Here is a 22,014-nt window from a genome sequence, read left to right on the forward strand (position 1 = left end):
TCCTGTTCCCGTAAACGGAGTGCGGGTTCGATTCCCGCTCTGAGTACAAAAGCCCTGATACATGTCCGTATCAGGGCTTTGTTTTTTCGGGGTTTAAAAACATACCCTTTGCTTACAAAAAACGAACTTTTGGGGTTCGATCTTCGGCTTTGTTGAAATGATTTATGGAAATTAATCGGAATAATTAAAGTAAATTATATAAGAGTCCACAACGCTATCAAGAAGAAAATATTCATACCCTACGCCAAAATCATAACTGAAAGTAGTTAAATCTAATTCATTGATTGCGTATATAGTTTGAAAATTAGAAACCTCTTTTATTAGATCATAAATAAAGTCTGTTTGACGCTTTATTCTATAATCTGAGACAATTTTTTTTTCAAACAGCCAGTTTTTGAGTGCATTTTTAAAGTATTCATTTGTAATTAAATCAAGTTTAAATGATTGATCAACAAACACATCAAAGCTGTCTTTTATTGCTTTAACTAAATCTTGATTTTCCTTTTTTACTTTTACGATATTATAATCATAAGCCAATGTAGAGTCTGGAGTATTTAGTGCTGCATAGGTATTCAATATACCTTTTAAATAAACGATACCAAAATCCTTAAAGTTTTCTACTTCAAAAGTACCTCTGTATTCCATATAAGTTTTCTGATATTAAAGATATACCTACTTTAAACATCTTTATACTTTATTATCAAAATCATAATCGGTCAATCATCAAACAGAGTGGCTAAACATTTCAGATAATCTAAGAATTGGTTCGTAGTACCATCAGGCTTGAGTACAAAAGCTTCCTATTTGCGGGGCCTTTCCTATTTTAGTGCTTTGGTCTTGGCAACTAACCTATTACTTTTAAGTAATTGTATCATGAGCAGATATGTTTTCTTTTATAAACTGAATTCAAAGCAAGGAGAAGAACACTTGCTCAACGACTTAGTTTCCACTAATAAATTCGAAAAATCATTTGCTAATTTTTTAACACACCGCAGAGCCGAATGTGGAAGCAGCTATAAAACAACTTATCATCAGGTCATTAAATCAATATTAACAGACTTCAATGAAATTTTACCAAGTGAAATACATGAAATTGTTCGGTGGTATGAGAATAATGTATACGGCAATAATTTTAATTGTTTTAGAGAAAAAGAACAAAGAGTTGCTGCTCTGCTTAAAGAAAGTGGCATTGAACTATTGTTTAAGATTACCAGTTCATCTGCCAGTTGTTACGCTTTTATATTTCAATATGGAAATTTTACAGATCGTTATAAAATTAATGCGATTGATGAAAATGATGACGAGGGAAGTAATATTAAATCTTATGATTTTATTCGTTTTTTAGAATATGTAATCCTTTTAATGTGTAAAATAAACGAAGCTGGTTTGGAGGATATTTTTGACTACCCTGATAGCCAAATCAGAATGATTGAAGGAATTAAGTTTTCTTACGAAGATGATATTAAATTACATAAACTTATAGAAGATGAATTTAATTACATAAAAAAATCTTGGGTAAAATACGAAAAGAAGCGAAATAAAGGCATTGATGAAAGGATTACCCCGGAGATACAGACAGTTTATAACGCCTGTTTTTTTTTAAATGCATGCCTTGAAATGATAGAATCAATAAAAGAGGAAAACAAAAATATTTTGATGCTCCATTCATAATTATATTATTAATTGACTCGAACCCCGTAAAATTTGGCTTGGTTATACACACATTTTTCTAATGCAAAGGTTTCATAATTTGAAAACATCAATATGGTAATTCTAACTAAACAGTAAATGATTAAATAACCTTCCGGCTGCCAATTATTTTCATGCGATTAATTGCATGAAAAGCGCTATATGTTCTAAAAAACATTCAGAAAATCGTATCGTTTCAGGTACCAAAGCTTGATACATGTCTGTATCAGGGCTTTTTTGTTTCTATATTATTAAGGCATCTCTTGTAAATGTTTTCTTATCAGGAGATTCTTTTTAAACACTAACCTCAAGCTTATATCCTTTACCGCGTATAACAACAATATTGATATTGGGATCCGATTCCAGCTTTTTTCTAAGTTTTGATATGAACATATCCAGGCTGCGCCCAACAATAACGCCTTCATCTTCCCATATCTCTTTTTGCAGCCGGCTTCGCGCTATGGTTTCATTAGGGGAAGACGCGAAAACATGCAATATACGGGTTTCAGTTCCGGTCAGCTCTATCGTTTGTCCATTTATCAGGAGCTTCCGATTCTTCGCATCGAACAACATCGAGCCCAAAGTGATTATGCCAGTATTATGACCATCAGGTAGCGATTTACGCGGCTTTACAGACCTCCAAAAAACAAAACCAACAAATGCCAAAAAAGGAAGGCTGCCCAAAAGATACTTATTCTTTGCTATAGTTGTGCCTGCTGGTTTAAATTTAACGTTAATCATGTAACATGCTTTGGGTTGCACTCTTCCCCTGCAAGCCACAATATCATCTTTTTTATTATTGGATATTGCGTATCCATAGGCTACACTGGAGTTGCCACAATTTAGAACGTTGACTACATAGTCACTTGTAAGCGGATCTTTAGCCAATAAACGCTTAGTAGTATTCACCAGGGAGTCCGGTAGAAAGGTAAGCTCATTCTCAAACCTGATCTGGTACTCATTTTCCGCGATCTTTTCTACCGGGAGCACCCTTGATTTACTGTCGCCCGACTGTGTGAGCAGTTCATCTCCTACCTTCCGGAGTAAAACCTCCCTCCTTGCGATATTAAAATCGTCATTCCCGGCCATACTGAAAGTTGCGCAGATTGCACAGCTAAACAAGAGCACTATCAATCCTAACAGGTATTTACGTTTTCCCGAGAGGAGGCTTCGGCTATCAAGCATAACGTCAAGATTTTAATTTACAAAGTTTACATTTTTATTTACAATCCCGGTTCTTCATACCGAAAAATATCAAGGTAATTTCGATGAATCAAATTGATAGGGTTATGAAAAACGAAAAAATGAAAAAGTTATTTGTGTTTGTTCCGGCTATTTTCCTGGTATTATTTCTACTAAATTCTTTTGTGCTAAAAGAAAAGGAAGCAAAAAAGAAACCAATAAAAGAGAGCAAATCATCGGCTATTGTCAACATCATTTTTAAATCTGCTGATGGCGGACAAACATGGCAGGACATTAGCAAAGGGCTGCCTGAAAAATTACAGAGAGAAGGTGTGTGGAGAGATGGTTTATTTGCAAATGACCGTGGGCTATATTTACGTGCCGGAAATGGAATTTATCACAGTGATCCAAATTCCACAACTCCTTTTTGGACAAAAGAAATTTTCCCTGGCAAACAACGTAACATTGCCCCCGGCAACAATGGCATATTTGCATATGATTTCAGGGGGCAATTTTTACAAAAAATAAACGGAACGGGCGATTGGTCGCCCATCTACACTAATTTTCAAGAACAAGCCGTACGCATAGACAAAACGATAGATTGGATGTACAAGAATTATAAAGAAAGAGAAGTACGCAGCGTTTTTGAAACTGCCGGAGGCACCGTTTTCATTGGCTCCAACAACATGCTTTTTAGATCTACTAACAGTGGAAAAACCTGGAAACAAGTGCATGTTGGAGACGGTAGAATGAAATTGGCAGAGCTAAACGGTGTACTCCTGACTACCAGCAAAGATGGAATATTAAGATCGACCGATGATGGCCAAAACTGGGATCAGGTGATTAGTGAAGGAGGGGCTGGTATTGCTGTGGAACGTATAGATGGAGGATTTGCAGCTATAGTAAACAACACAATAAGCCAAACAAACAGCATATACCTTTCACTGGATAATGGAAAAACATGGAATGCTATAGGTGAAGAACTTCAACCTTCCTGGAGTAATTTATTAATGAAAAAAATAGGCTTACTTAAATCTTCATCTGATATTTTATCAATTAAACAAATGGGTAAATATTTGATATGCGGCCGCTCAGACGGTATATTCCGATCATCTGACATGGGCAAAACATGGAAAAAACTGTTGCTCCCTGCTATAGAAAATTATGGCTTTAATTTATCAGTTTCTGGCAACGTTATTTATGTCATACCAAACAAAGGATGTTGAAAATACTAAAACTCCCTAAAATACTATTCATTAAAAGGTGATGTCAGTGGTATCAGTTTTATATTCAATCAACGTTTGGATAGTCTTCCCGCCGGGTTATTCAAAATTACCGTTTTAAGCAATTAACGCACTAAAACTTCTAAATTCTCAATAAATTATTTGGAAATCTGTATACAAAAGCGCTGATACATATCTGTATCAGCACTTTTGTTTTTATATTATTTCTTTAGTCAGAAGACTATGGGCATAGTATACCCGAAGGCAGAGACTTCGGATAGCAGGGCATGGTATACCCGAAATCAGAGGCTACGACAGCTAATCATCACTGGCGTAATTTCTTACAGTTAAATATTACCAAATCTTGATAAAATTATTTGCAAATTGATGCCACCAAATCAACCTGAGAATTATGAAAAAGAACCTCACCAATTGTTTATCTATCCTGGCTATATCGGCAGCCATTTTTACTTGTTACTCCTTTAGTGCAGACCCCAACAATAAGCTCTCCGCACAGGAAAAAAAACAGGGCTGGAAGCTATTATTTGATGGAACATCTACCAGCGGCTGGCATTTATATAACAGCCAGGATGCTTTCACTGTATGGAAGGCTAAGGATGGGGAGTTATTTTGCGATGCAACGGATAAAACAGGCCCGGGCGATCTGGTCACCGATAAGGAGTATAAGAACTATGACCTGAAATTTGACTGGAAACTACCCAAAGGTGGAAACAGCGGTGTTTTTATTAACGTTTTAGAACGGAAAGATGTGCCTACAGGCTGGGCATCGGGCCCGGAATATCAATTGCTTGATAATGCCAACCCTGACTATGCCAAACCGCAATACCGCTCAGGCTGTTTATTTGGAATGTCTTCGCAAAAAAGTCCGGCTAAAACCAAACCTGAAAATACCTGGAACCATTCTGAAATAAAACAAAAAGACGGTAAGGTTCAGTTTTATTTGAATGGTGTACTCACCACCGAGGAAAATTTTACTTCCAAAGCGTGGGCACAAAAAGTAGCAAAGTCGCATTTTCACGCTTACCCCGAATATGGCAAGCATACCAGCGGCCATCTCGTTCTTCAAGACTGGGCTACAGGCATCGCGTTCAGAAATATTAAAATAAAAGAACTATAGAGATCAATAGACGATCTGATTCCCGTTTTGATGCAAAACGCTTGAATACATACACGTAAGCCAATCACACACTTGGCTTACGTTTTTTATAAGACGCTCCGCCAGTTTAGGTTACCAATTGTGTAACTTACTCACTATTTTCAAGTATTAAGCATAATGAATCTCTTTGGTAAAATATTCCAACCTAATAAAAACATTAGTAAATCCGATTTAACAAAGATCACCCGAACAGAGGTTATTGAAGGATTTTGTCTCCCTGGTATTATCCATAATGCCCAATATTATTTTACAAGCTTACAAATATATAGCGACGGCTTAATTTCCTGTTGGGAAATGGTTGATTTGGTAATGCTTAAAGAAAAAATAAACAAAGGCCGGATAGTTACTTCAATTCCAGACGGAGCCGCTATCTCCATTCATAATTTAGGGCATTGGTTTATTGAACAGGGCAACTGGGAACATTCAAAAGAAACATTATACAACCTTATACACAGCCTTGTAAAGCAGTTGAACCCAACCCTCGAAAACCTGCATAACTATAATGGAAGTAATTCAAAATTAGTTGGCAAAGTAAATATTGCCAAACATGGTATTCCGGATCCGAAACCGTATTACTACGAATCCCCGAACTCTTTTTTACCGCGAAAAGTTAACGGAGAAAAATTTCATTTCTTTTTTAGATATGACGACAGTAAAACTTATTTGGTTGAATTATCCATATATAAAAATGGGTACATTGAAATAACCAATTTACCTGTAAAGAAAACCTTGAAATTTGACGATTTAAATGATTATGTTGATCGTGGCATAATAACCACGGGCTTAAAAATTGCAGAAACAGTTCACATTTTAAACTTAGGCTCCTTCAAAATAAATTCAGGAAATGGTGTAAATATCAAACATAAAATCAACGAGTTAGCCGGAAAGCTGAGTGAGTTGAATGGCGGGGAGAACAGCATTGCCAAATGCGCAAGAATCTTGGATGAATACAAAGCAAATCCTACTCTGAAATTAAGGAACATGCTCAGAGAAGCTTATGAGGCGGTACCCGAACATCAAAGAATGTTTGTTGGAACAATGGACACCAAAGATTATGAAGTTCGTCAGGTTATTTACGGCAATAAAGTAAAAGAGGAATTTGAGCAAGAAAACGGTTATGATTACCCATACCATGATATGCCCAAACCAATTGATGAAAAATAAATATGAAGCAAGTACAAAAGGCCTGATTCATATCTGTATCAGGCCTTTTGCATTCATATTATTTCGGTGATCTGATGACCATAAACATAGTGTAACAAAAGTCAGAGCCTTAGCAAACACGGTGTCCCATTAATATCCGGAAGACCCATTATTGGTATTATTACCGTTGTTGCCGTTAGTAATAACTGAGGTTTTAAGAAACCCGAACAGGCCGTGCTTTTCGCCGGCAGGGCCAGCCGTAAAATATAAACTGCTGCTTGCTCCCGGATCCGGTTTTACAAAGTCGAGCGCCCATAAACCCTCAATAGCTATTGGCTTTCCAGCGGTTTGCAACTGCCCCATATAATCTCCGTTAGTATCAAATATATTGATCTTGCCATCGCCAAAATTGCCAACCAGAATAGTTTCTGTTGGGGCTGCGAAACCGGCGGGCGCATGCGTGATGCCCCAGGGAGAGTTTAACGAACCCTGCGAAGCAAAGCGCTTAACCAATGTACCGTCTGGCTTAAAAACATTTACATATCCGTTGCCGGGTGCCGGGCTATCGTTTACATTATCGGGGCCGGCCAGTTTAGCATAAGTTACATATAACATCCCGCCAATGTTCTGAACATTAAAAGGCCCAAACCCAGCCGGAATAGACGGATCAGTAAACCCTGTGGTGTTCACCTGCTTAAATTCCCGGTCAAATACGTCAATTTTCCCGGCCTTAAAATTAGCGGCGTACAGAAAATTAGCTCCGGCGTTGGTAGCCAGAGCAAGGCCTTTATAAACTGCTCCCTGGCCGCCGCTCGCAACTATAGCCGCATTATCGTTACTTATCCAGGCTGCAATGCTCCCGTTTTCATTTGCGAAAATGAATTTATTACTACCAAAATCAGCAGTACTGTTAAAAACCATACCCGTAGGATCGCCCGGTTGATTGCCATTAGCTGACGGGATCTTGACCGGTGGCCTAAGGGTTTGCCCCGTGGTGTCATATATGGTGCTTAATGCCTTCCGGTTGGATGACACCCATACTATTCCAATTTGATTGGCTGCCAGTCCCCAGGCATTAACCAGATCAGGATCAATTTTAGCGGCATTATATCCCTCTGCATCAGCTATCAAATTTGTTTGGGTAACGTTGTACTGGGTAGTCGGCATTGATGCTGTCCCTCCCTTTTTACAGGAAAAAATGGTCAGGGTAATTGCTGTTGCCACGAATGCCGACCTCGTAATTATTTGTTTTTTCATATTTGCTTGTATAATTTAATTTTCAATCTAATTGCCAAACGGTTCGCTGAACGATTTTAAACCATGCGGCTTACGATTCAAAAAAAGCTAACTGGCAGCAGTACTGTGAATAATTTACATCAAGCGGGGGAAATACTTGACCAACAAACCTTATCGGACTAATAGCTCCAAAACAGATTCAGGCATTATATTTTTAACAGCCTTTTTATTTCCCATACCTGTAGTCTGAAGCCTATGAGTACAGTGCATTCCAAGTCAGATATTTTAAATAGCGCGATAGCAAACAAAACGTAAACACCTAATTATCAATCATTCATTAACGTTCATGGTGTTCACGTGCCGTGAACGTTAACACTATAGGGTTTAATGCTGATTCATGATTTAGGAAACTCATTTTTGCTTATCAGTATCTGAACTTTTTGTTTTTATCTTCGTCCGATATTTACACCGGTTATTAAAATGATTAACGCTATTCAGCAGTTGCAAGCCCATGTAGAAAAAATTTGTTCATTCCGGATAGATAATGCCAGCCTGATTGAACCGTTTTTTGAGCACAGGGTATATAAAAAGAAAGAACTTTTGCTAACCGAGGGCCACCGTTGTTTTGAAAAATTTTTTATTGTTAAAGGCTGCGTTCAATTATGTTACCTGAAAGAAAACGGCACCGAACAAACCATTGACTTTGCCATCGAAAATTGGTGGATCTCTGATTTTATGGCTTTTCCAACAGGCGGTATCGCGCAATTCTCTATCCGGGCGGTAGAAACTACTGAAGTATTATGCATCACCGCCGATCACCAGCAGCGGCTGCTCAAACAAGTCCCGGAGATGGACGGTTATTTCCATATTATATTTCAGCGCAGCTATGCGGCCACTCAAATGAGGATAAGATACCTTTATGAATTTTCAAAAGAAGAATTGTACCTGAATTTTCTGCAGCGGTTTCCCTTTTTTACCCAGCGTGTTCCACAATACCTGCTTGCTTCCTTCCTGGGCTTTACACCTGAATACCTCAGCGAATTAAGGAAGAAATTGCTTTCTTAAACCTGTTTAAGAAAATTGACATTTATGTTTTTCACTTTTGTATAACATAAATGAATAACAATGAGCAAGATAACTCAACATCGCTTTGATGTATGGCATGAAGAGCCACTATACTGGACTATGATGGACGGAATAGATAAACGTCTATACGAATCTACCATCTCTACCACCCTGATAGAACTGATCAAGATCAGAGTATCGCAAATAAACAAATGCGCTTTTTGTATAGATTATCACACTACCGATGCTTTAAAGCATGGCGAAACGCAACGCCGGATATTCGCTTTATCTGCCTGGCAGGAAAGCCCCCTGTTTACCGAGGCTGAGCGCGCGACTTTGGAAGTGGCTGAAGAAATGACCTATATTTTTAAGCATGGTGTTTCGGACGAAGCTTACCAAAAGCTTCAATCCCATTTTACTCAAAAGGAAATAGCGGATATCATGATCTGCATCAGCCATATGAACTTTTTAAACCGCATTGGTATTTCAACCAAGTCGGTAGCCCTTTAAAAAACATCTGTTAAACTATAAAATCAATAACATGACAATTGCAGGTAAAATTATAGCCGGTATAAAAATACCCGACAGCGCTATGGCCAAACAGGCGACAGAATTATTGCGCGAGCATGGCAGTGAGCTTTTATACAATCATACCATGAGGCTTTATCTTTTCGCAGCGTTAAGAGGCAAACAAAATAGTTTGAAATATGATGACGAATTATTTTATGTAAGCACCATGTTTCATGACCTGGGACTAACACCGCATTATCGTAGTGATGATAAACGATTTGAAGTTGATGGCGCTAATGCCGCCCGCGATTTTTTAAAGGGTTATGGCGTTCCGCAACAATCATTGCAATTAGTATGGGACGCGATAGCGCTGCACACCTCGCCTGGTATTGCAGAGTATAAAGAACCCGAAGTAGCGCTGCTTAATTATGCAGCAGCACTGGATGTAATTGGCCGTGATTATGATAAACTATCGGCCAGCGATCGTGAAGAGATTGTAAAACACTTCCCGCGTCATAACCTGAAGCAAAAAATGATCGGCGAATTTTTGGACGGATTTCAACATAAACCGCATACCACATACGGCAGCATCAATTCAGACATTTGCGTTTGTATGATCCCTGGCTTTGTAAAACCAGACTATTGCGATCTGATCCGCCATTCGCCCTGGTCAGAATAAGTTTTGATAAGTATGCTCCCGCTCTGAACACCAAAGCCGATACATATATGTATCGGCTTTGGTGCTTATTATTTTGATAATTTAAATACTCGGTACTACATATAAAACACATTGAATTTGTGTCCATCAGGGTCGGCAAATACGAAACCATAGTAGCCCGCTCCAAACTCTTCCGGCTCAGAAACTAAAGTGCCCCCGGCTTGTTGTATCTCTTTTGCCCAATCGTTAACCTCTTGTTTAGTATCAGCAGAAAGGGTAAATATAATTTCGTTCCCGGTTTTGGTATCAATTAGTTGCCCTTTCGTGGCGGGTTCAAGTATATCCTTCAAAAAGAAATGAATGATAAAGTTTTCATCGCCAAAGAAGAAACTGGTCAGTTGGTCTGATGCTCCGTTTGATTTAAAACCGAGTTGTTTGTAGAATTTAGTAGTCCGGTCCAGATCCTGAACACCGAAATTGGCCCATATTTTTTTTGTTTTCATAACTAAAGGTTTTGATGTTATTAATAGTTATACAAATTTAAAACCAACCGAATATATGTACCGGGTGTTATTGCGGCTATATGAAGGCATTTTGCGAACTTCGTTCACTTAACAAGAAAGCCCGATACGGTTTGTATCGGGCTTTTAGCACACTGTAAACTATTCAACAATAGTTAATAGCCTATTGTCTTAGGCTACAGTATTACCTGCCACTTCAAGTAATATATTAAACAATTCATCAACAGCCGAAATATTAGGCGCATGCCCGCTATGAATACTATAAAGTTCTTCAATCCCGGCCACCTCAGCCATTTGTTGCTGAAGATTATAGGCAATTGATTGATCATTTAATGTATGGATATACGCTTTGGGAACCCTGCCAAAATTTTCGGCAGAAAGAGATACCGCATTTGTTAAAGGGATTGTCGGTTCCGCCTGATAATTGTCGTCAATAAATTGCTGAAAACGCTCGTCTCCATTAAAAAATATATCTAACACTGCTGTTTGCTTAATATCCATGGTTAAGCCATCGTTAGATGCTATCATACTTTCATTAACAATAGTAGTATTATGTTTTGACAGATCAATCAGCGCCTCGCCATTGGCAGGAACAAAAGCGGCAAGATAAACCAACTTCTCAATTTTATCCGGAATAGCTTCAGCTACGGCCGATGCTACCATACCGCTCATACTATGACCCAATAAAATTACTTTTTCATCAAGTTTTTCAATTACGCTAATAACCGCATCGCGATAAGTATCCATTGTAATATTGGTAAAATTAGCTTTATCGCTACCATGACCAGGCAATTCAACAGCCAAAACCTTAAATCCTTTATCACTTAGCTTTTGCTGTATGCTATCCCATGTAGATGCATTTAAAAATGCGCTATGTAGTAATACAAATGTTTTCATAGTGCAAGCTACAAACACTCGTAATTATATAATATCCCCAGATTAGGTGATATTATATCTATGAAATATGTAACTGATAATCCCTTAAAACTTAACCTGAAGCTTTTCAGAAACAAGCGTACCATCTTTGTAGTATTCAAAAAACCAATCCTGGTTCTTTTTCAAAACTATGCCATGGTCGGTAGCATTACTGGCTATGTAATAATTTTCGGCCGAGGTTTTCAGGAGCGTTAAAACTATTCTGGGTGTAGTATCTATCAACTGATACCCGTTGTCTATAGCCTGGGCATACAATGTTCCTTTCACAGGGGCAGGTGGAGTAAGTTCTACCTTTATTTTTACACTTTTCTTTATTTCCCCTGTTACGGGGTCTACCACAGTTTTTACCTGAGTTGATTTAATATCTGCTGCTTCTGCTTGCTTTACGGGTTCAGCAGAAGCCATAGTTACTGTATGAGTAACTGCTGTCTGAGTTGGCGTCGCGGCTTCATTAGCAGGCGCAACGTAAGCATATTTAACCGCATCTAAGGAGGTAAAGGCATCTCTCAGCGCCATGTTGTAGGCTACATTATATTCCTTCTCACGGCTTTTGCCTTCTTTACTTTTAAAAACAATGTTGCCGTGGCAATCTTTCAATAAAAGGGTTAAACTCGTGGTAAACATACCGCCTTTTTCCAGCAAATCGGCACTTAAGGCCTGGCATTTATTGTTGGCCACTTCTGCAGGTAGTTCAGCATTATCGTAATAAACGGTAAAGCCTTTGTCTTGTAAAAGGTATTTGGTAAGACTATTCAATGAATACTGATCGATTTGTTTTTGAAAACCGTATTTTTCGGGCACCACCACATACTTATAATTATTAATGGTATTTTGCGAATAACCCGAAAAAGAAAGAAGTAAAAAGAAAATTAAAATATATCTTTTCATATAAAAATCTGGTTTGATAGCGCTAAAATTAATGTTATTTTTTGACAAGTTACGCTATAACAAATATCTCGATTTGAACGAAAGATCAATGCAATATGGAAAATCACAAACCCGCACCCATAGCTAAATCAGCCGAAGAAGGCACCATTATTTCGATGGCAGGCAACACTTACCGTATGTTAGTAACCGGAGCTGAAACCGGTGGCGCTTTTGCCGTGATGGATTTTTTGATTCCGCCGGGCGGCGGCCCTGGCCCGCATGCTCATCCGGATTTTCAGGAATCTTTTTACGTGGTAGAAGGCGAAATTGAGTTTAAATCTGAAGCCGGAACTTACATTGCTAAAAAAGGCGCTTTTGTCACCATTCCCAAAGGCGGCATTGTTCATCAGTTTAAAAACAAAACCGATAAAAGCGCGCAGATGACCTGCACTGTAGTACCGGCCGGTCTCGAAGATTTTTTTATGGAGATTGGCAAGCCTGTTATAAACGGCATTATCCCTCCACCAGCCCCGCTGGATGCTGAAGCCATCAAAAAAATAGAGGACCGTGCAAAAAAATACAAACAGCAATTACTTCCGCCAGATTATTTAGATAGGTAGCGTTTTGTCAAGCTTTTTTATTGCCGATTTCTTTTAATCTATTAAGATATATTTCCAAAACATCATTAACCTGGGGCATGTTATCGAGTTGGGTATCAATTCTGGTATACAGTGTCTCAAAAGCTGATTCTTTATTTAAAACCTTAAGTGCATATTCCATTGGATAGATAGAAAGCATACTTCCATTTTTATCATATCTTAAAGTCATCATCCTTTTCGGGAATTCAGGTTCACTGTCTTTATAAACTTTAAACCCATACTTATTTATTAAAAATTCACTAAATCCCGTAGCCAAAAATAATGTAATCATGCTATCTTTAAGATTAAATGCTTTGCAATATGTGTGAAAACCTAAGCCCTCATTAACAATCTGGTCTAAATTAAGCGGATGATTTATAGGTTCCTGAACCTTGGGTTGTATTTTATTATCTCTATAAAACTCTCTAAACATTCCCATGCAACTATCCATTAGAGTTGTATTTTTAAATATATCATCCTCCTGGTATCTTTTATTTAAATACTCCTCATTGTAAATGTCAGGCACATTGGTATCTTGTCTATTTTCTTCATTTATTTTTTTTGAAGAAAATAGCTTCTTAAAAAATCCCATAACTTTCAGTTTTTAACTATAATATAAATGACTAACAAAGTCTGTCCCTTATAATATCTAAAATAATAATATTTATTCCGAACCTAACATCTTCAACAAAAATAATACTACTGAAATATAAAGCCTATGGATAGTGGGTACACCCTTTAGCTGCCGAAGCAGAAAACCAGGGCTAATCATTAAAAAAATGCAGGTCGGGAAATCTCTACATGCCTTCGGGAATTTACACCATTTCCTGGCCTGCTAAAAAACCTCAACTTTGAATCAACAAACAAAACATAAACTATTAAAACATAAAATCATGAAAACGTTCACAGTTCCAACCAAAGATCAAGTATCTCCAGCCAATCAAGCATTATTTGATAACCTTACCAAAGCAGTAGGCAGCGTACCTAACTTGTATGCCACCTTAGCCTATTCAGACCATGCCTTAGCCAACTACCTAACCCTGCAAAGCGGAAAAACATCCCTGCGTGCTAAAGAACGCGAAATAATTAACCTTGTAGTTAGCCAGGTAAATAAATGTTTATACTGTTTAAGCGCTCACACCGCTATATCAAAAATGCAAGGTTTTACTGATGAGCAGATATTGGAAATACGCAAAGCAGAGATCACCTTTGACCCTAAATTTGATGCGCTGGCTAAGCTGGTTAAAAGTATCAGCGAAAACCAGGGTCATGCCGATCATCAATTAGTAGAAAACTTTTATGCTGCTGGTTATAACGATGGTAACCTGGCTGATGTAGTAATTGCCGTTGGCGATAAGATCATAACTAATTACATGTTTGCTTTAACTGCTGTACCTATTGATTTCCCTGTTGCTCCGGAATTATAATAGGTAATGCCCCTGATAAATACGATGATGAGCCCGGTTTGCTATTTGCAACCGGGTTTCTTTGTATAATTTAATTCGATTTTTTAAAAGATGGGGTATCGGTAATGGATCAGGCTTACCAAAATACTTAACAGGATAATGTAAATCACATTCAAACGGAATTTTGACAGGAGCACTATACACAGGATAACCCATGATAATGAAAATAAGTTGATTTGTGGCAGCGACACTCCTTTAGGAAATATTACATCTTTCCCCAGAAAAATGGTTAAGTTAAGGATCACCCCTACTATGGCCGCCGTTACCAGTTTCAGCAAATCGCTGATAGTCGCGCTGCTATGGGATTTTTCAATTAAGGGGCCGCCTACAAATATGTATAAAAAACAAGGCAGAAAGGTATAGTAGATGGTTAGCCCCAAAGCAAGACTGCCCAGTGCTAACGAGTGATGAAAATGGTTAATACCAGCCATAAATCCTACAAAGCCAACCACAATAATTAGCGGGCCAGGGGTGGTTTCCGCAAGCGCGAAGCCATCGATCATCTGCGCTTTTGATAGCCATAAAAATTTATCGAGCGCATATTGGGCTACATAGGGCAATACCGTATATGAGCCACCAATAGTAAACAATGCGCTTTGCGTAAAAAATAGGATCAGCCGTTTCCAAAACGAAAAATCAGCCGAATAAAAATATAGGATACCAAAAGGGATAAGCCATAACAGCACAAAAGCCAGCACCTGCCTGATCAAGCCGGTACGGTTAAATTCAGATTTGTTGGGTTTTGATACTTTGTTTAGGTAATAATCTTCCTCATTAATATCATTCCCATCTTCGGTTCCGTTAGCTGTTGATAACAAATGCGGAAAAAATTTCTTTAAGATCAACGCTACTACTATGGTACCTGCAATAATGGCCAGCAACGGCGTATTAAAAAAGAAAATGCAGATAAAAGCTAAAGCCGCCGTAAGGTACTGCAGCCAGCCATTTAATGACTTTTGCCCAATTTTAAACAACGCTAAAATGATCAGGGCTATTACCGCCGGTTTTAAGCCACTGAACATAGCATATATCCAGGGCTGGTTACCAAACGAAGCATAAATAATACTCAGCACCAATAATATTAAGGCTGACGGTAACACAAATAAAATCCCGGCTACAAGTCCTCCTTTTTTACCATGCAGCTCTTTGCCTATATAAATGGCCAGCTGCTGCGCCTCAGGGCCAGGTAGCAGCATACATATACTAAGGGCATGAAAAAAACGGCTATTGCTGATCCACCTTTTCTTGTCGACTAAAAAATCGTGCATCAGGGCTATATGACCCGCGGTGCCACCAAAACTAATCCAACCTAATTTAAACCAAAATTTTAGCGCTTCTTTAAAAGAAGGTCTCTCCATAAGTAGTAGTTAAATATAAAAATACGTGTTAAGTCTTTTGGCGGTTCAACACGTTATCAACCGATAAATTACCGGCCCCGGTAAGCATTAATGAAATAAGCCCGGCAATGTACAACAGATTGATTTCGTATCCCGGCGGCCCAAATAATGGCCCCGTAGCCGATAGGCCAATAGTTTTTACAGCGCTGAAACCGAAATTTAGCTGAATAGCGAACATAGCTACCAGCATAGTTATAATAAGCGGTATAGATACGATAAAGGTAAAAGCACCAACAAATATAGCGAAGCCTCCCAGCAGCTCAATCAAAGGCCCTATCCAGGAGTTTATATGGGCCAGAGGTACACCAGTTAATATGAGCAGTTTTTCAAAACCAGCGGTGCCCCTGCTTAGCTTTGCCCAGCCATGCTGCATAAAACCAAAACCAATAATAAGACGTAATACCAGTGGAGCCCAATGGGCATACTTTTTATTCATAAAATATATTTTTTCTCTTAGTCGTAAAGCTTTGGTAACCCTTACAAAAAATAAAATAGTCTATCTGAATGAGGCATGGAAATAATGTTTAAACCATTAATAATCAGATATTTTTCAACTAAGAGAAAATCAAAAAATCATCCATAATAATAACGAATTTATAGGAGAAATCGTCTCATATAAAGGCACTATTTGGTAAAGAAACGGATACATTAACCAATAAGATTTTTTTATTATTGTTATAATTTATTGTTTTGCATTCCGTTAGAGTGGTCGATTTTATCCGCAATCCTGTTTAACATTATTTAACTACTATTTAATTGCTGTTTTGAATTTCCTTTCTTTATTTTAGAAACTTAATGTTAACACTGTTACCCCCAGCTAAAATCCGTAAGCTAACGCTTATTTGTTTGTTTATTTGCGCCATGCCTGCCGTGCTTTCGGCACAAAATCTCTTTCTGCAAACTATTGACATCTGCAACCCATCAAACTATTGTATGGACTGCGGTGATGTTAAAGCAACATGCGATCAGTTTAACCTTGATTACATTGCTGATAATATCAACCGCAAGTACTCGCTAAAAGAAGCCTTTGGGTCAATAACGTTCCAGGTTTTGGTTGATGATCATGGTTTTCCCTGCGTATACAGCCATACTGATAATACCAATAGCCCCTTAACTGCCGATTTGATCAGATTTCTGAATGGAAACATATGGAAAGCCGCCAGAATTAATGGCAAGCCTGTAAACGCCTCGGTAAATGTGATTTTCCGCTTTGCCTACGGCGCTATATCCGGCCGTATGCAAAGGATGGATCTGGAGCAGTTAAAACCACCCGGCGATCCAACAATTTATAACACTACTGCTTATAAAAACCCATCGCTTAAAAACTATCAGTTTATTACCTGGACAAGGTATAACTCCCCGCTACCCGATAACGTAAGTAAATACTGTGCCATTGATAAGGCCGACGTATTGTGGTACGCTACCGACAAAGGCCTCACCCGCTTTAACGGAACAACATTTGACCCTATCAATGAGTTTAACTCGCCCTTTATCATCGAAACAGCTATACATAACATAACCGTTGATAAAGACAATGCCAAATGGGTTTACGCCAACGATAAAATTTACAAATACACTGACGCTGGCTGGCAGATATATGATTTTCAGAAATTTCTGGCCTCCGGCGTTAACAACATTTTGAACAGCCGTCACGGCGACCTGCTTTTTGCAACCAAAACCGGCCTGGTGGTAAAAAGGGATGATAAAGTGGTGGTAATTAATAAAAGGGCTGTTAAAGAGCTACCTTCAAACGATATTACTTACGCTTATAATGATAGCCATAAACATTTATGGATAGGTACTGCGAAGGGCAACATTGTGCTTGACAGAAACACTATAGCAACCACATTTGATTCGGACAAAACCCCGCTTAGAAACGTAACCATTACCGGCGCCGTGGAAGACGAAAAGGGTAACATCTATTTTTCATTGGTTGATTATAACAATACCTCAGGCGATGATAACGATAAGGAAGGCTTAGCCGTATTGAAACCCAACGGCAAATGGTTGCACTTTACCGATAAAAATTCAGGTTTACCCTCAAACCGCATCAATACTATGATGTACGATAAGTTTGAACATGTATTATGGATAGGTACCGATAAGTCGGGCTTGGTTAGGTACGATTTAGATGGCGGCTGGGAAAATTACAACAATAACAACTCGGCTGTACCGGGCTTTAAAATTTACCAATTGGTACAGGATTCTAAAGGCCTTATTTATGCTACTACAGCCAACGGTCTGTTAAGGATCAAGAAAAAATAGCTTCTAATTTTACCAATTCTGTATACTTGTCAATCATTTGTCATCTCACTAAATAAATTACTTTATGACCGAACGGTCATGTATATTTGTATCGTAATCAATAAACAAAATGACCAAAGGCGAAGAAACCAAACAATTTATCATCGAGCGTTCTGCCCCTATTTTTAATACAAAAGGGATAGCAGCAACAGCTATGAGCGATATTATGGAAGCCACCCAGCTTTCAAAGGGAAGCCTTTATGTTCATTTTGAAAATAAAGAAGTTTTAGCTGCTTCGGCAATAGATTACAACATGGAATTACTGTTTACCAAAGTACAAACCGCAGTAAATCAGCAAAGAACAGCTAAGGATAAGTTATTTGCTTTTGTGGATGCTTTAAAAGACCCGCTTAGTCCGCCGGTAACCGGCGGCTGCCCCATGATGAACTTTGGCACAGAAGCCGATGATACTAACCAATTAGTAAAAAATAAAGTAAACCAGGCTTTTGACAGCGGTGAGCAAACCATTGTTAACATTATAGAGCAAGGAATAAAAGATGGCTCTATGAACCCCGATTGGAATTACAGGGAATTTGCTGTCATGATGTTCGCCATGATTGAAGGCGGCATTGTAATGAGCCGGGTTGCCGGTAATATTGCCAAGATGAACATCATTACCAAAAACATCAAAAAAATGATAAATGAAGAACTTTTATAATTTTTTTATTCAAAATATGACCGATAGGTCATATTAAAACAAACATTAGAAAACAGTAATTAAATACATAAAACAACAACATCATGAAAACTCAAAAAGTATGGTTTATAACAGGCGCTTCAAAAGGTTTTGGATTAGAAATTGCCAAAGCAGCGCTTACAGCCGGAGATAAAGTAGTAGCAACCGTAAGGACCAATGCCGAACAGTTAAAATCAGTATTAGCAAATGAAGACAACGCCTTGGTTGTGACACTTGACGTTACCAAAAATGACCAGGTGCAACAAGGTGTACAAGATGCCATCAATAAATTTGGCCGTGTTGATGTGCTGGTTAATAATGCCGGCTATGGATTGCTTGCCGCTACTGAAGAAGCATCAGACGAAGAAGTAAGAAAACAATATGACACCAACGTTTTTGGACTGCTAAACGTTACCAGAGCCATCTTGCCTCACATGCGCGAACAAAGATCCGGTCATATCATTAACATATCCTCTTTGTTCGGTTACACCGCATCTATTCCGGGCTTTGGGTTGTATGGTTCAACCAAATTCGCGGTAGAGGGTATAACCGAAGGTTTAGCCCTTGAGGTAAAACCACTTGGCATCCATGTTACAGCTGCCGCGCCTGGTTTGTTCAGAACCAACTTTGCCTCTGCCGAATCATACCAGTCATCAAAAACTATATTAGATGCTTACCAGGAAACTGTAGGACATATAAGAGGCATTATTACCCATGTAGACGGTAACCAACCCGGCGACCCATCAAAATTGGCCCAGGTAATTATCAAGCTGGCTGCAAGTGAAAACCCTCCTATCCATTTGCCTATAGGTTCTGACGCTGTAGCGTCCTTCCGAACCAAAACGGAGCAAGCTGGTAAAGAAGTAGATGAATGGGAAAGTGTATCTAACAGTACAGACTATCCTAAAAATTAAGTAATTATTTATGATACAACTCATTGCTAAGGCATTTTGATTGAGTGTCGTCGCTTTAACCAATGAGTAAAACCGGTACCAACGTACCGGTTTTTGTTTTTTATTTAGTTACATCTGGCCTTTTAAAGTAAACAGAACTTTTAAACAAAGTACACCACATATTAAAAAGCTGGGTAAGACATAATAACATTGCTATATGAGGTAATTCATTCTCCCTAATAAGTATAATTCACTTCTTTAGCTCGTAAACCAGCTCAACCATTCCGCTTTTGTGTGCTGTTACATTTTTGAGATGTAGCGGCTTTTCTTGCCCTATGTGGTCAAAAAAGAGTGTGCCATCACCTAAAATAATGGGTAGGATGGACTGTCGTATTTCATCGACCAGATTTAAGCGGATGAAATCTTTAGTGAGTTCGGCACCTCCTACAAGCCAAACATTTTTGTAGTTTGGTTTTAAGCGTTCATTTACGAGTTTATCCAGATTGCCCGAATAAATTTCAATGTTTGGGCGTTCTATTGGCAAATTTCTGTGCGTTAATACAATAGTAGGTATATCTCCGTAAACCCATCCATATGATCTGGAAAGCTCCAAAGCAAGCTCATAGGTGCGGGAGCCCATGATATAACAATCAATAGTTTTAAGAAACTCCTGTATGTCCTGATTGGTAAGCTGAATACCCTGCTCGTAATTATCGGCAGTTTCAAACCAGGATACGCTATTGTCTTTTTTGGCAATGTAACCATCAACACTTGAAACCATGTGAATGGTTAGCTTAAACTCGTTTGTGGCCATAATGAATCATTTATTGTCGACTGAATTTAAACAAAAAAACACCGACTGCTCAAACAGCCGGTGTTTTTATTCACATTAAATCAAGTATATTATATTAACGCAGGCCCATTGTTGTTTCTACGATCTCTTGCAACAGGCTGTTCACTTTTTCAAAATTAGCTGTTTGCGGGCCGCCGCCAACAATGTTAAATAATGGTCTTTGACCTTGCGGTTGTTCAACCAGCTTCAACATCGCGTCGGCAACTTCCTGTGGGTCGCGGCTTTCAGGGGTTGGATCAAAGTAACGAATAATTCCTTCTTTAAAGCCCAGCATACCTTCGCTGTAAGATTGCTCTACCGCGGCATTGCCAGCCTGCATAGATTTTGTGGTGATATCCGTAGTTTGGTAAGCTCCCGGCTGAACAGTTACCACATCAATACCTGATGGTTTTAATTCATAGTGATAACCAACAGATACGGCATCTAAAGCGGCCTTAGTACCATTATAAGTACTTAAAATCGGGATAAAATGACGCGACTGTACGCTGGTAACATTGATGATCAAGCCACTCTTTTGCTGGTGCATAAAAGGCAAAACCGCTTTCATCATACGCTCCGGCGCGATGGTATTAACCTGATAAATTTGCTCTGTTTGTTCAATGGTAAGCGCTTCACCCATGCCCAGATATGATATACCGGCGTTATTGATCAAGACATCAATAATCCCTCCTGATTTTTGGCTGATCTCGGCGATAGCTTTCTTCACGGATTCATTGCTGGTTACATCAAGTTCAACCACCTCTACGGCTTTATTATTATCTTTTGCCCATTGTTGTAACTCAATTGCTACGCCAGCGTTTGAACCTGTTATATTACGCATGGTGGCATAAACTATATGCCCTGCGTTTGCCAATGTTTTTACTGCTTGTAGGCCAAAACCGCTGCTGCTTCCTGTTAAAATAATCTTTTTCATGTTGTTGTTTGTTTTTGTTTTTTGATTGATGATAAATACTTACTTATATATAAGTAAGTAAAATAATTAAATTTTTTTATGCTGCCTTTAATGATGTACGTAAGCCAACTATTAGTTCGTTAAAACAATCTTCACCGCGCAAACGGCCAGCTTGCAGTGAGCCCGGTAGTATGACCATCCATTTATTGGCCATTTCTCTGGCTGTCTCCTCAAATTTAAATACACCACGATCAAGCCCGCTTTGCATCACCTCGATTAGCCAGCCTTGAACCACTTCATAATATTGTGTAACTGCCTGTTGTATTCTTTCGGGAATATCATGATAAGCCGATCCAAACGTGCTGATGAGGCACATTTTATGTCCATCATTGAAATAACGATCATAATTATGAATCAGGGCTTCTAATCTTTGAATAGGCTCAGCACCGGCTGTTGCGGCAGTCATACATTCAAAATCGTTACGGTCTTTTTCAATTACAGCCAAACCCAGATCTTCTTTTGAAGGGTAATAGTGATGAATAGCCGCATTTTTGATATTTAACACTGTAGCTATTTGTTTATAGTTAAATGCATGGTACCCCACTGTCTGGATATAATTCCTGGCAAGCTCAATAATTTTATCGCGGGTGTGTAAAGTGGCGTCCATCTCTTGTTTTATTTAACAATA

General features: G+C 38.6%; 24 protein-coding genes. 12 read left to right on the forward strand and 12 right to left on the reverse strand.

Annotated features, from left to right (window positions below):
• Positions 1-171: 171 nt before the first annotated feature.
• Complete coding sequence (locus AAGC65_RS06950; protein WP_343111702.1) at positions 172-645, reverse strand: hypothetical protein; 474 nt, start codon at positions 643-645, stop codon at positions 172-174.
• Between the two features lie 228 nt (positions 646-873).
• On the opposite strand from AAGC65_RS06950, the gene AAGC65_RS06955 reads away from it, so the two are divergent.
• A complete protein-coding gene (locus tag AAGC65_RS06955) occupies positions 874-1,671 on the forward strand; it encodes a hypothetical protein (RefSeq protein WP_343111703.1) in 798 nt (265 codons plus the stop codon).
• A 312-nt stretch (positions 1,672-1,983) separates the two neighbouring features.
• Here AAGC65_RS06955 and AAGC65_RS06960 read toward each other — a convergent pair whose 3' ends face one another.
• Complete coding sequence (locus AAGC65_RS06960; protein ID WP_343111704.1) at positions 1,984-2,874, reverse strand: winged helix-turn-helix domain-containing protein; 891 nt, start codon at positions 2,872-2,874, stop codon at positions 1,984-1,986.
• A gap of 104 nt (positions 2,875-2,978) precedes the next feature.
• On the opposite strand from AAGC65_RS06960, the gene AAGC65_RS06965 reads away from it, so the two are divergent.
• The 3 genes from AAGC65_RS06965 to AAGC65_RS06975 all read left to right on the forward strand — a co-directional run bounded on the left by AAGC65_RS06965 (position 2,979) and on the right by AAGC65_RS06975 (position 6,435).
• A complete protein-coding gene (locus AAGC65_RS06965) occupies positions 2,979-4,097 on the forward strand; it encodes an exo-alpha-sialidase (RefSeq protein WP_343111705.1) in 1,119 nt (372 codons plus the stop codon).
• 409 nt (positions 4,098-4,506) lie between these two features.
• Positions 4,507-5,232 carry a DUF1080 domain-containing protein gene (locus AAGC65_RS06970; protein ID WP_343111706.1) on the forward strand — a complete coding sequence of 242 codons (726 nt, stop codon included), beginning with the start codon at positions 4,507-4,509 and terminating at the stop codon, positions 5,230-5,232.
• A 156-nt stretch (positions 5,233-5,388) separates the two neighbouring features.
• Positions 5,389-6,435, forward strand: coding sequence for a hypothetical protein (locus AAGC65_RS06975; RefSeq protein WP_343111707.1), 1,047 nt, complete (start codon positions 5,389-5,391; stop codon positions 6,433-6,435).
• A 129-nt stretch (positions 6,436-6,564) separates the two neighbouring features.
• Here AAGC65_RS06975 and AAGC65_RS06980 read toward each other — a convergent pair whose 3' ends face one another.
• Positions 6,565-7,671 (reverse strand): TIGR03118 family protein, encoded by a 1,107-nt coding sequence (locus AAGC65_RS06980; RefSeq protein ID WP_343111708.1) that lies wholly within the window; start codon positions 7,669-7,671, stop codon positions 6,565-6,567.
• 459 nt (positions 7,672-8,130) lie between these two features.
• Between AAGC65_RS06980 and AAGC65_RS06985 the strand changes: the two genes are divergently transcribed.
• Genes AAGC65_RS06985 through AAGC65_RS06995 form a run of 3 tightly spaced genes read left to right on the forward strand, consistent with a single transcriptional unit; the run spans position 8,131 to position 9,904 of the window.
• Positions 8,131-8,715 carry a Crp/Fnr family transcriptional regulator gene (locus AAGC65_RS06985; protein WP_343111709.1) on the forward strand — a complete coding sequence of 195 codons (585 nt, stop codon included), beginning with the start codon at positions 8,131-8,133 and terminating at the stop codon, positions 8,713-8,715.
• Between the two features lie 60 nt (positions 8,716-8,775).
• Positions 8,776-9,225, forward strand: coding sequence for a carboxymuconolactone decarboxylase family protein (locus tag AAGC65_RS06990; RefSeq protein ID WP_343111710.1), 450 nt, complete (start codon positions 8,776-8,778; stop codon positions 9,223-9,225).
• A gap of 31 nt (positions 9,226-9,256) precedes the next feature.
• A complete protein-coding gene (locus AAGC65_RS06995) occupies positions 9,257-9,904 on the forward strand; it encodes an HD domain-containing protein (protein ID WP_343111711.1) in 648 nt (215 codons plus the stop codon).
• Between the two features lie 95 nt (positions 9,905-9,999).
• Here AAGC65_RS06995 and AAGC65_RS07000 read toward each other — a convergent pair whose 3' ends face one another.
• The 3 genes from AAGC65_RS07000 to AAGC65_RS07010 all read right to left on the reverse strand — a co-directional run bounded on the left by AAGC65_RS07000 (position 10,000) and on the right by AAGC65_RS07010 (position 12,228).
• Positions 10,000-10,386, reverse strand: coding sequence for a VOC family protein (locus tag AAGC65_RS07000; RefSeq protein ID WP_343111712.1), 387 nt, complete (start codon positions 10,384-10,386; stop codon positions 10,000-10,002).
• A 189-nt stretch (positions 10,387-10,575) separates the two neighbouring features.
• Positions 10,576-11,301: an alpha/beta hydrolase gene (locus AAGC65_RS07005; RefSeq protein WP_343111713.1), complete on the reverse strand. Its 726-nt coding sequence runs from the start codon at positions 11,299-11,301 to the stop codon at positions 10,576-10,578.
• An 84-nt stretch (positions 11,302-11,385) separates the two neighbouring features.
• Complete coding sequence (locus AAGC65_RS07010; protein WP_343111714.1) at positions 11,386-12,228, reverse strand: hypothetical protein; 843 nt, start codon at positions 12,226-12,228, stop codon at positions 11,386-11,388.
• 95 nt (positions 12,229-12,323) lie between these two features.
• Here AAGC65_RS07010 and AAGC65_RS07015 point away from each other — a divergent pair, with 95 nt between their 5' ends.
• The gene (locus AAGC65_RS07015; RefSeq protein ID WP_343111715.1) at positions 12,324-12,827 is read left to right on the forward strand and encodes a cupin domain-containing protein; all 504 of its coding nucleotides are present in this window, start codon (positions 12,324-12,326) and stop codon (positions 12,825-12,827) included.
• 7 nt (positions 12,828-12,834) lie between these two features.
• Here the strand turns inward: AAGC65_RS07015 and AAGC65_RS07020 are convergent, their stop codons facing one another.
• A complete protein-coding gene (locus AAGC65_RS07020) occupies positions 12,835-13,437 on the reverse strand; it encodes a hypothetical protein (RefSeq protein ID WP_343111716.1) in 603 nt (200 codons plus the stop codon).
• A gap of 301 nt (positions 13,438-13,738) precedes the next feature.
• Here AAGC65_RS07020 and AAGC65_RS07025 point away from each other — a divergent pair, with 301 nt between their 5' ends.
• Positions 13,739-14,272 (forward strand): carboxymuconolactone decarboxylase family protein, encoded by a 534-nt coding sequence (locus AAGC65_RS07025; RefSeq protein ID WP_343111717.1) that lies wholly within the window; start codon positions 13,739-13,741, stop codon positions 14,270-14,272.
• Positions 14,273-14,355: 83 nt separating this feature from the next.
• Here AAGC65_RS07025 and chrA read toward each other — a convergent pair whose 3' ends face one another.
• The gene (chrA, locus tag AAGC65_RS07030; protein ID WP_343111718.1) at positions 14,356-15,669 is read right to left on the reverse strand and encodes a chromate efflux transporter; all 1,314 of its coding nucleotides are present in this window, start codon (positions 15,667-15,669) and stop codon (positions 14,356-14,358) included.
• Positions 15,670-15,697: 28 nt separating this feature from the next.
• The gene (locus tag AAGC65_RS07035; RefSeq protein ID WP_343111719.1) at positions 15,698-16,144 is read right to left on the reverse strand and encodes a DoxX family protein; all 447 of its coding nucleotides are present in this window, start codon (positions 16,142-16,144) and stop codon (positions 15,698-15,700) included.
• A 359-nt stretch (positions 16,145-16,503) separates the two neighbouring features.
• On the opposite strand from AAGC65_RS07035, the gene AAGC65_RS07040 reads away from it, so the two are divergent.
• The 3 genes from AAGC65_RS07040 to AAGC65_RS07050 all read left to right on the forward strand — a co-directional run bounded on the left by AAGC65_RS07040 (position 16,504) and on the right by AAGC65_RS07050 (position 19,602).
• The gene (locus tag AAGC65_RS07040; RefSeq protein WP_343111720.1) at positions 16,504-17,973 is read left to right on the forward strand and encodes a two-component regulator propeller domain-containing protein; all 1,470 of its coding nucleotides are present in this window, start codon (positions 16,504-16,506) and stop codon (positions 17,971-17,973) included.
• 109 nt (positions 17,974-18,082) lie between these two features.
• Positions 18,083-18,670, forward strand: coding sequence for a TetR/AcrR family transcriptional regulator (locus AAGC65_RS07045; protein WP_343111721.1), 588 nt, complete (start codon positions 18,083-18,085; stop codon positions 18,668-18,670).
• An 83-nt stretch (positions 18,671-18,753) separates the two neighbouring features.
• On the forward strand, positions 18,754-19,602 hold the full coding sequence (locus AAGC65_RS07050; RefSeq protein WP_343111722.1) for an oxidoreductase: 849 nt from the start codon (positions 18,754-18,756) through the stop codon (positions 19,600-19,602).
• A 229-nt stretch (positions 19,603-19,831) separates the two neighbouring features.
• Here AAGC65_RS07050 and AAGC65_RS07055 read toward each other — a convergent pair whose 3' ends face one another.
• The 3 genes from AAGC65_RS07055 to AAGC65_RS07065 form a co-directional block, all read right to left on the reverse strand.
• On the reverse strand, positions 19,832-20,395 hold the full coding sequence (locus AAGC65_RS07055) for a dihydrofolate reductase family protein (protein ID WP_343111723.1): 564 nt from the start codon (positions 20,393-20,395) through the stop codon (positions 19,832-19,834).
• Positions 20,396-20,489: 94 nt separating this feature from the next.
• A complete protein-coding gene (locus AAGC65_RS07060; RefSeq protein WP_343111724.1) occupies positions 20,490-21,347 on the reverse strand; it encodes an SDR family oxidoreductase in 858 nt (285 codons plus the stop codon).
• A 76-nt stretch (positions 21,348-21,423) separates the two neighbouring features.
• The gene (locus tag AAGC65_RS07065) at positions 21,424-21,993 is read right to left on the reverse strand and encodes a TetR/AcrR family transcriptional regulator (protein ID WP_343111725.1); all 570 of its coding nucleotides are present in this window, start codon (positions 21,991-21,993) and stop codon (positions 21,424-21,426) included.
• Positions 21,994-22,014: the final 21 nt, after the last annotated feature.

The sequence above is a fragment of the Mucilaginibacter sp. genome, from assembly GCF_039207105.1.
Taxonomy (GTDB): Bacteria; Bacteroidota; Bacteroidia; order Sphingobacteriales; family Sphingobacteriaceae; genus Mucilaginibacter.

What these genes read in the sequence shown, in the direction of transcription:
- AAGC65_RS06950 (WP_343111702.1), bottom strand. Translation starts at nt 645, where the DNA reads ATGGAATACAGAGGTACTTTTGAAGTAGAAAACTTTAAGGATTTTGGT.
- AAGC65_RS06955 (WP_343111703.1), top strand. Translation starts at nt 874, where the DNA reads ATGAGCAGATATGTTTTCTTTTATAAACTGAATTCAAAGCAAGGAGAA.
- AAGC65_RS06960 (WP_343111704.1), bottom strand. Translation starts at nt 2,874, where the DNA reads ATGCTTGATAGCCGAAGCCTCCTCTCGGGAAAACGTAAATACCTGTTA.
- AAGC65_RS06965 (WP_343111705.1), top strand. Translation starts at nt 2,979, where the DNA reads ATGAAAAACGAAAAAATGAAAAAGTTATTTGTGTTTGTTCCGGCTATT.
- AAGC65_RS06970 (WP_343111706.1), top strand. Translation starts at nt 4,507, where the DNA reads ATGAAAAAGAACCTCACCAATTGTTTATCTATCCTGGCTATATCGGCA.
- AAGC65_RS06975 (WP_343111707.1), top strand. Translation starts at nt 5,389, where the DNA reads ATGAATCTCTTTGGTAAAATATTCCAACCTAATAAAAACATTAGTAAA.
- AAGC65_RS06980 (WP_343111708.1), bottom strand. Translation starts at nt 7,671, where the DNA reads ATGAAAAAACAAATAATTACGAGGTCGGCATTCGTGGCAACAGCAATT.
- AAGC65_RS06985 (WP_343111709.1), top strand. Translation starts at nt 8,131, where the DNA reads ATGATTAACGCTATTCAGCAGTTGCAAGCCCATGTAGAAAAAATTTGT.
- AAGC65_RS06990 (WP_343111710.1), top strand. Translation starts at nt 8,776, where the DNA reads ATGAGCAAGATAACTCAACATCGCTTTGATGTATGGCATGAAGAGCCA.
- AAGC65_RS06995 (WP_343111711.1), top strand. Translation starts at nt 9,257, where the DNA reads ATGACAATTGCAGGTAAAATTATAGCCGGTATAAAAATACCCGACAGC.
- AAGC65_RS07000 (WP_343111712.1), bottom strand. Translation starts at nt 10,386, where the DNA reads ATGAAAACAAAAAAAATATGGGCCAATTTCGGTGTTCAGGATCTGGAC.
- AAGC65_RS07005 (WP_343111713.1), bottom strand. Translation starts at nt 11,301, where the DNA reads ATGAAAACATTTGTATTACTACATAGCGCATTTTTAAATGCATCTACA.
- AAGC65_RS07010 (WP_343111714.1), bottom strand. Translation starts at nt 12,228, where the DNA reads ATGAAAAGATATATTTTAATTTTCTTTTTACTTCTTTCTTTTTCGGGT.
- AAGC65_RS07015 (WP_343111715.1), top strand. Translation starts at nt 12,324, where the DNA reads ATGGAAAATCACAAACCCGCACCCATAGCTAAATCAGCCGAAGAAGGC.
- AAGC65_RS07020 (WP_343111716.1), bottom strand. Translation starts at nt 13,437, where the DNA reads ATGGGATTTTTTAAGAAGCTATTTTCTTCAAAAAAAATAAATGAAGAA.
- AAGC65_RS07025 (WP_343111717.1), top strand. Translation starts at nt 13,739, where the DNA reads ATGAAAACGTTCACAGTTCCAACCAAAGATCAAGTATCTCCAGCCAAT.
- chrA (WP_343111718.1), bottom strand. Translation starts at nt 15,669, where the DNA reads ATGGAGAGACCTTCTTTTAAAGAAGCGCTAAAATTTTGGTTTAAATTA.
- AAGC65_RS07035 (WP_343111719.1), bottom strand. Translation starts at nt 16,144, where the DNA reads ATGAATAAAAAGTATGCCCATTGGGCTCCACTGGTATTACGTCTTATT.
- AAGC65_RS07040 (WP_343111720.1), top strand. Translation starts at nt 16,504, where the DNA reads ATGTTAACACTGTTACCCCCAGCTAAAATCCGTAAGCTAACGCTTATT.
- AAGC65_RS07045 (WP_343111721.1), top strand. Translation starts at nt 18,083, where the DNA reads ATGACCAAAGGCGAAGAAACCAAACAATTTATCATCGAGCGTTCTGCC.
- AAGC65_RS07050 (WP_343111722.1), top strand. Translation starts at nt 18,754, where the DNA reads ATGAAAACTCAAAAAGTATGGTTTATAACAGGCGCTTCAAAAGGTTTT.
- AAGC65_RS07055 (WP_343111723.1), bottom strand. Translation starts at nt 20,395, where the DNA reads ATGGCCACAAACGAGTTTAAGCTAACCATTCACATGGTTTCAAGTGTT.
- AAGC65_RS07060 (WP_343111724.1), bottom strand. Translation starts at nt 21,347, where the DNA reads ATGAAAAAGATTATTTTAACAGGAAGCAGCAGCGGTTTTGGCCTACAA.
- AAGC65_RS07065 (WP_343111725.1), bottom strand. Translation starts at nt 21,993, where the DNA reads ATGGACGCCACTTTACACACCCGCGATAAAATTATTGAGCTTGCCAGG.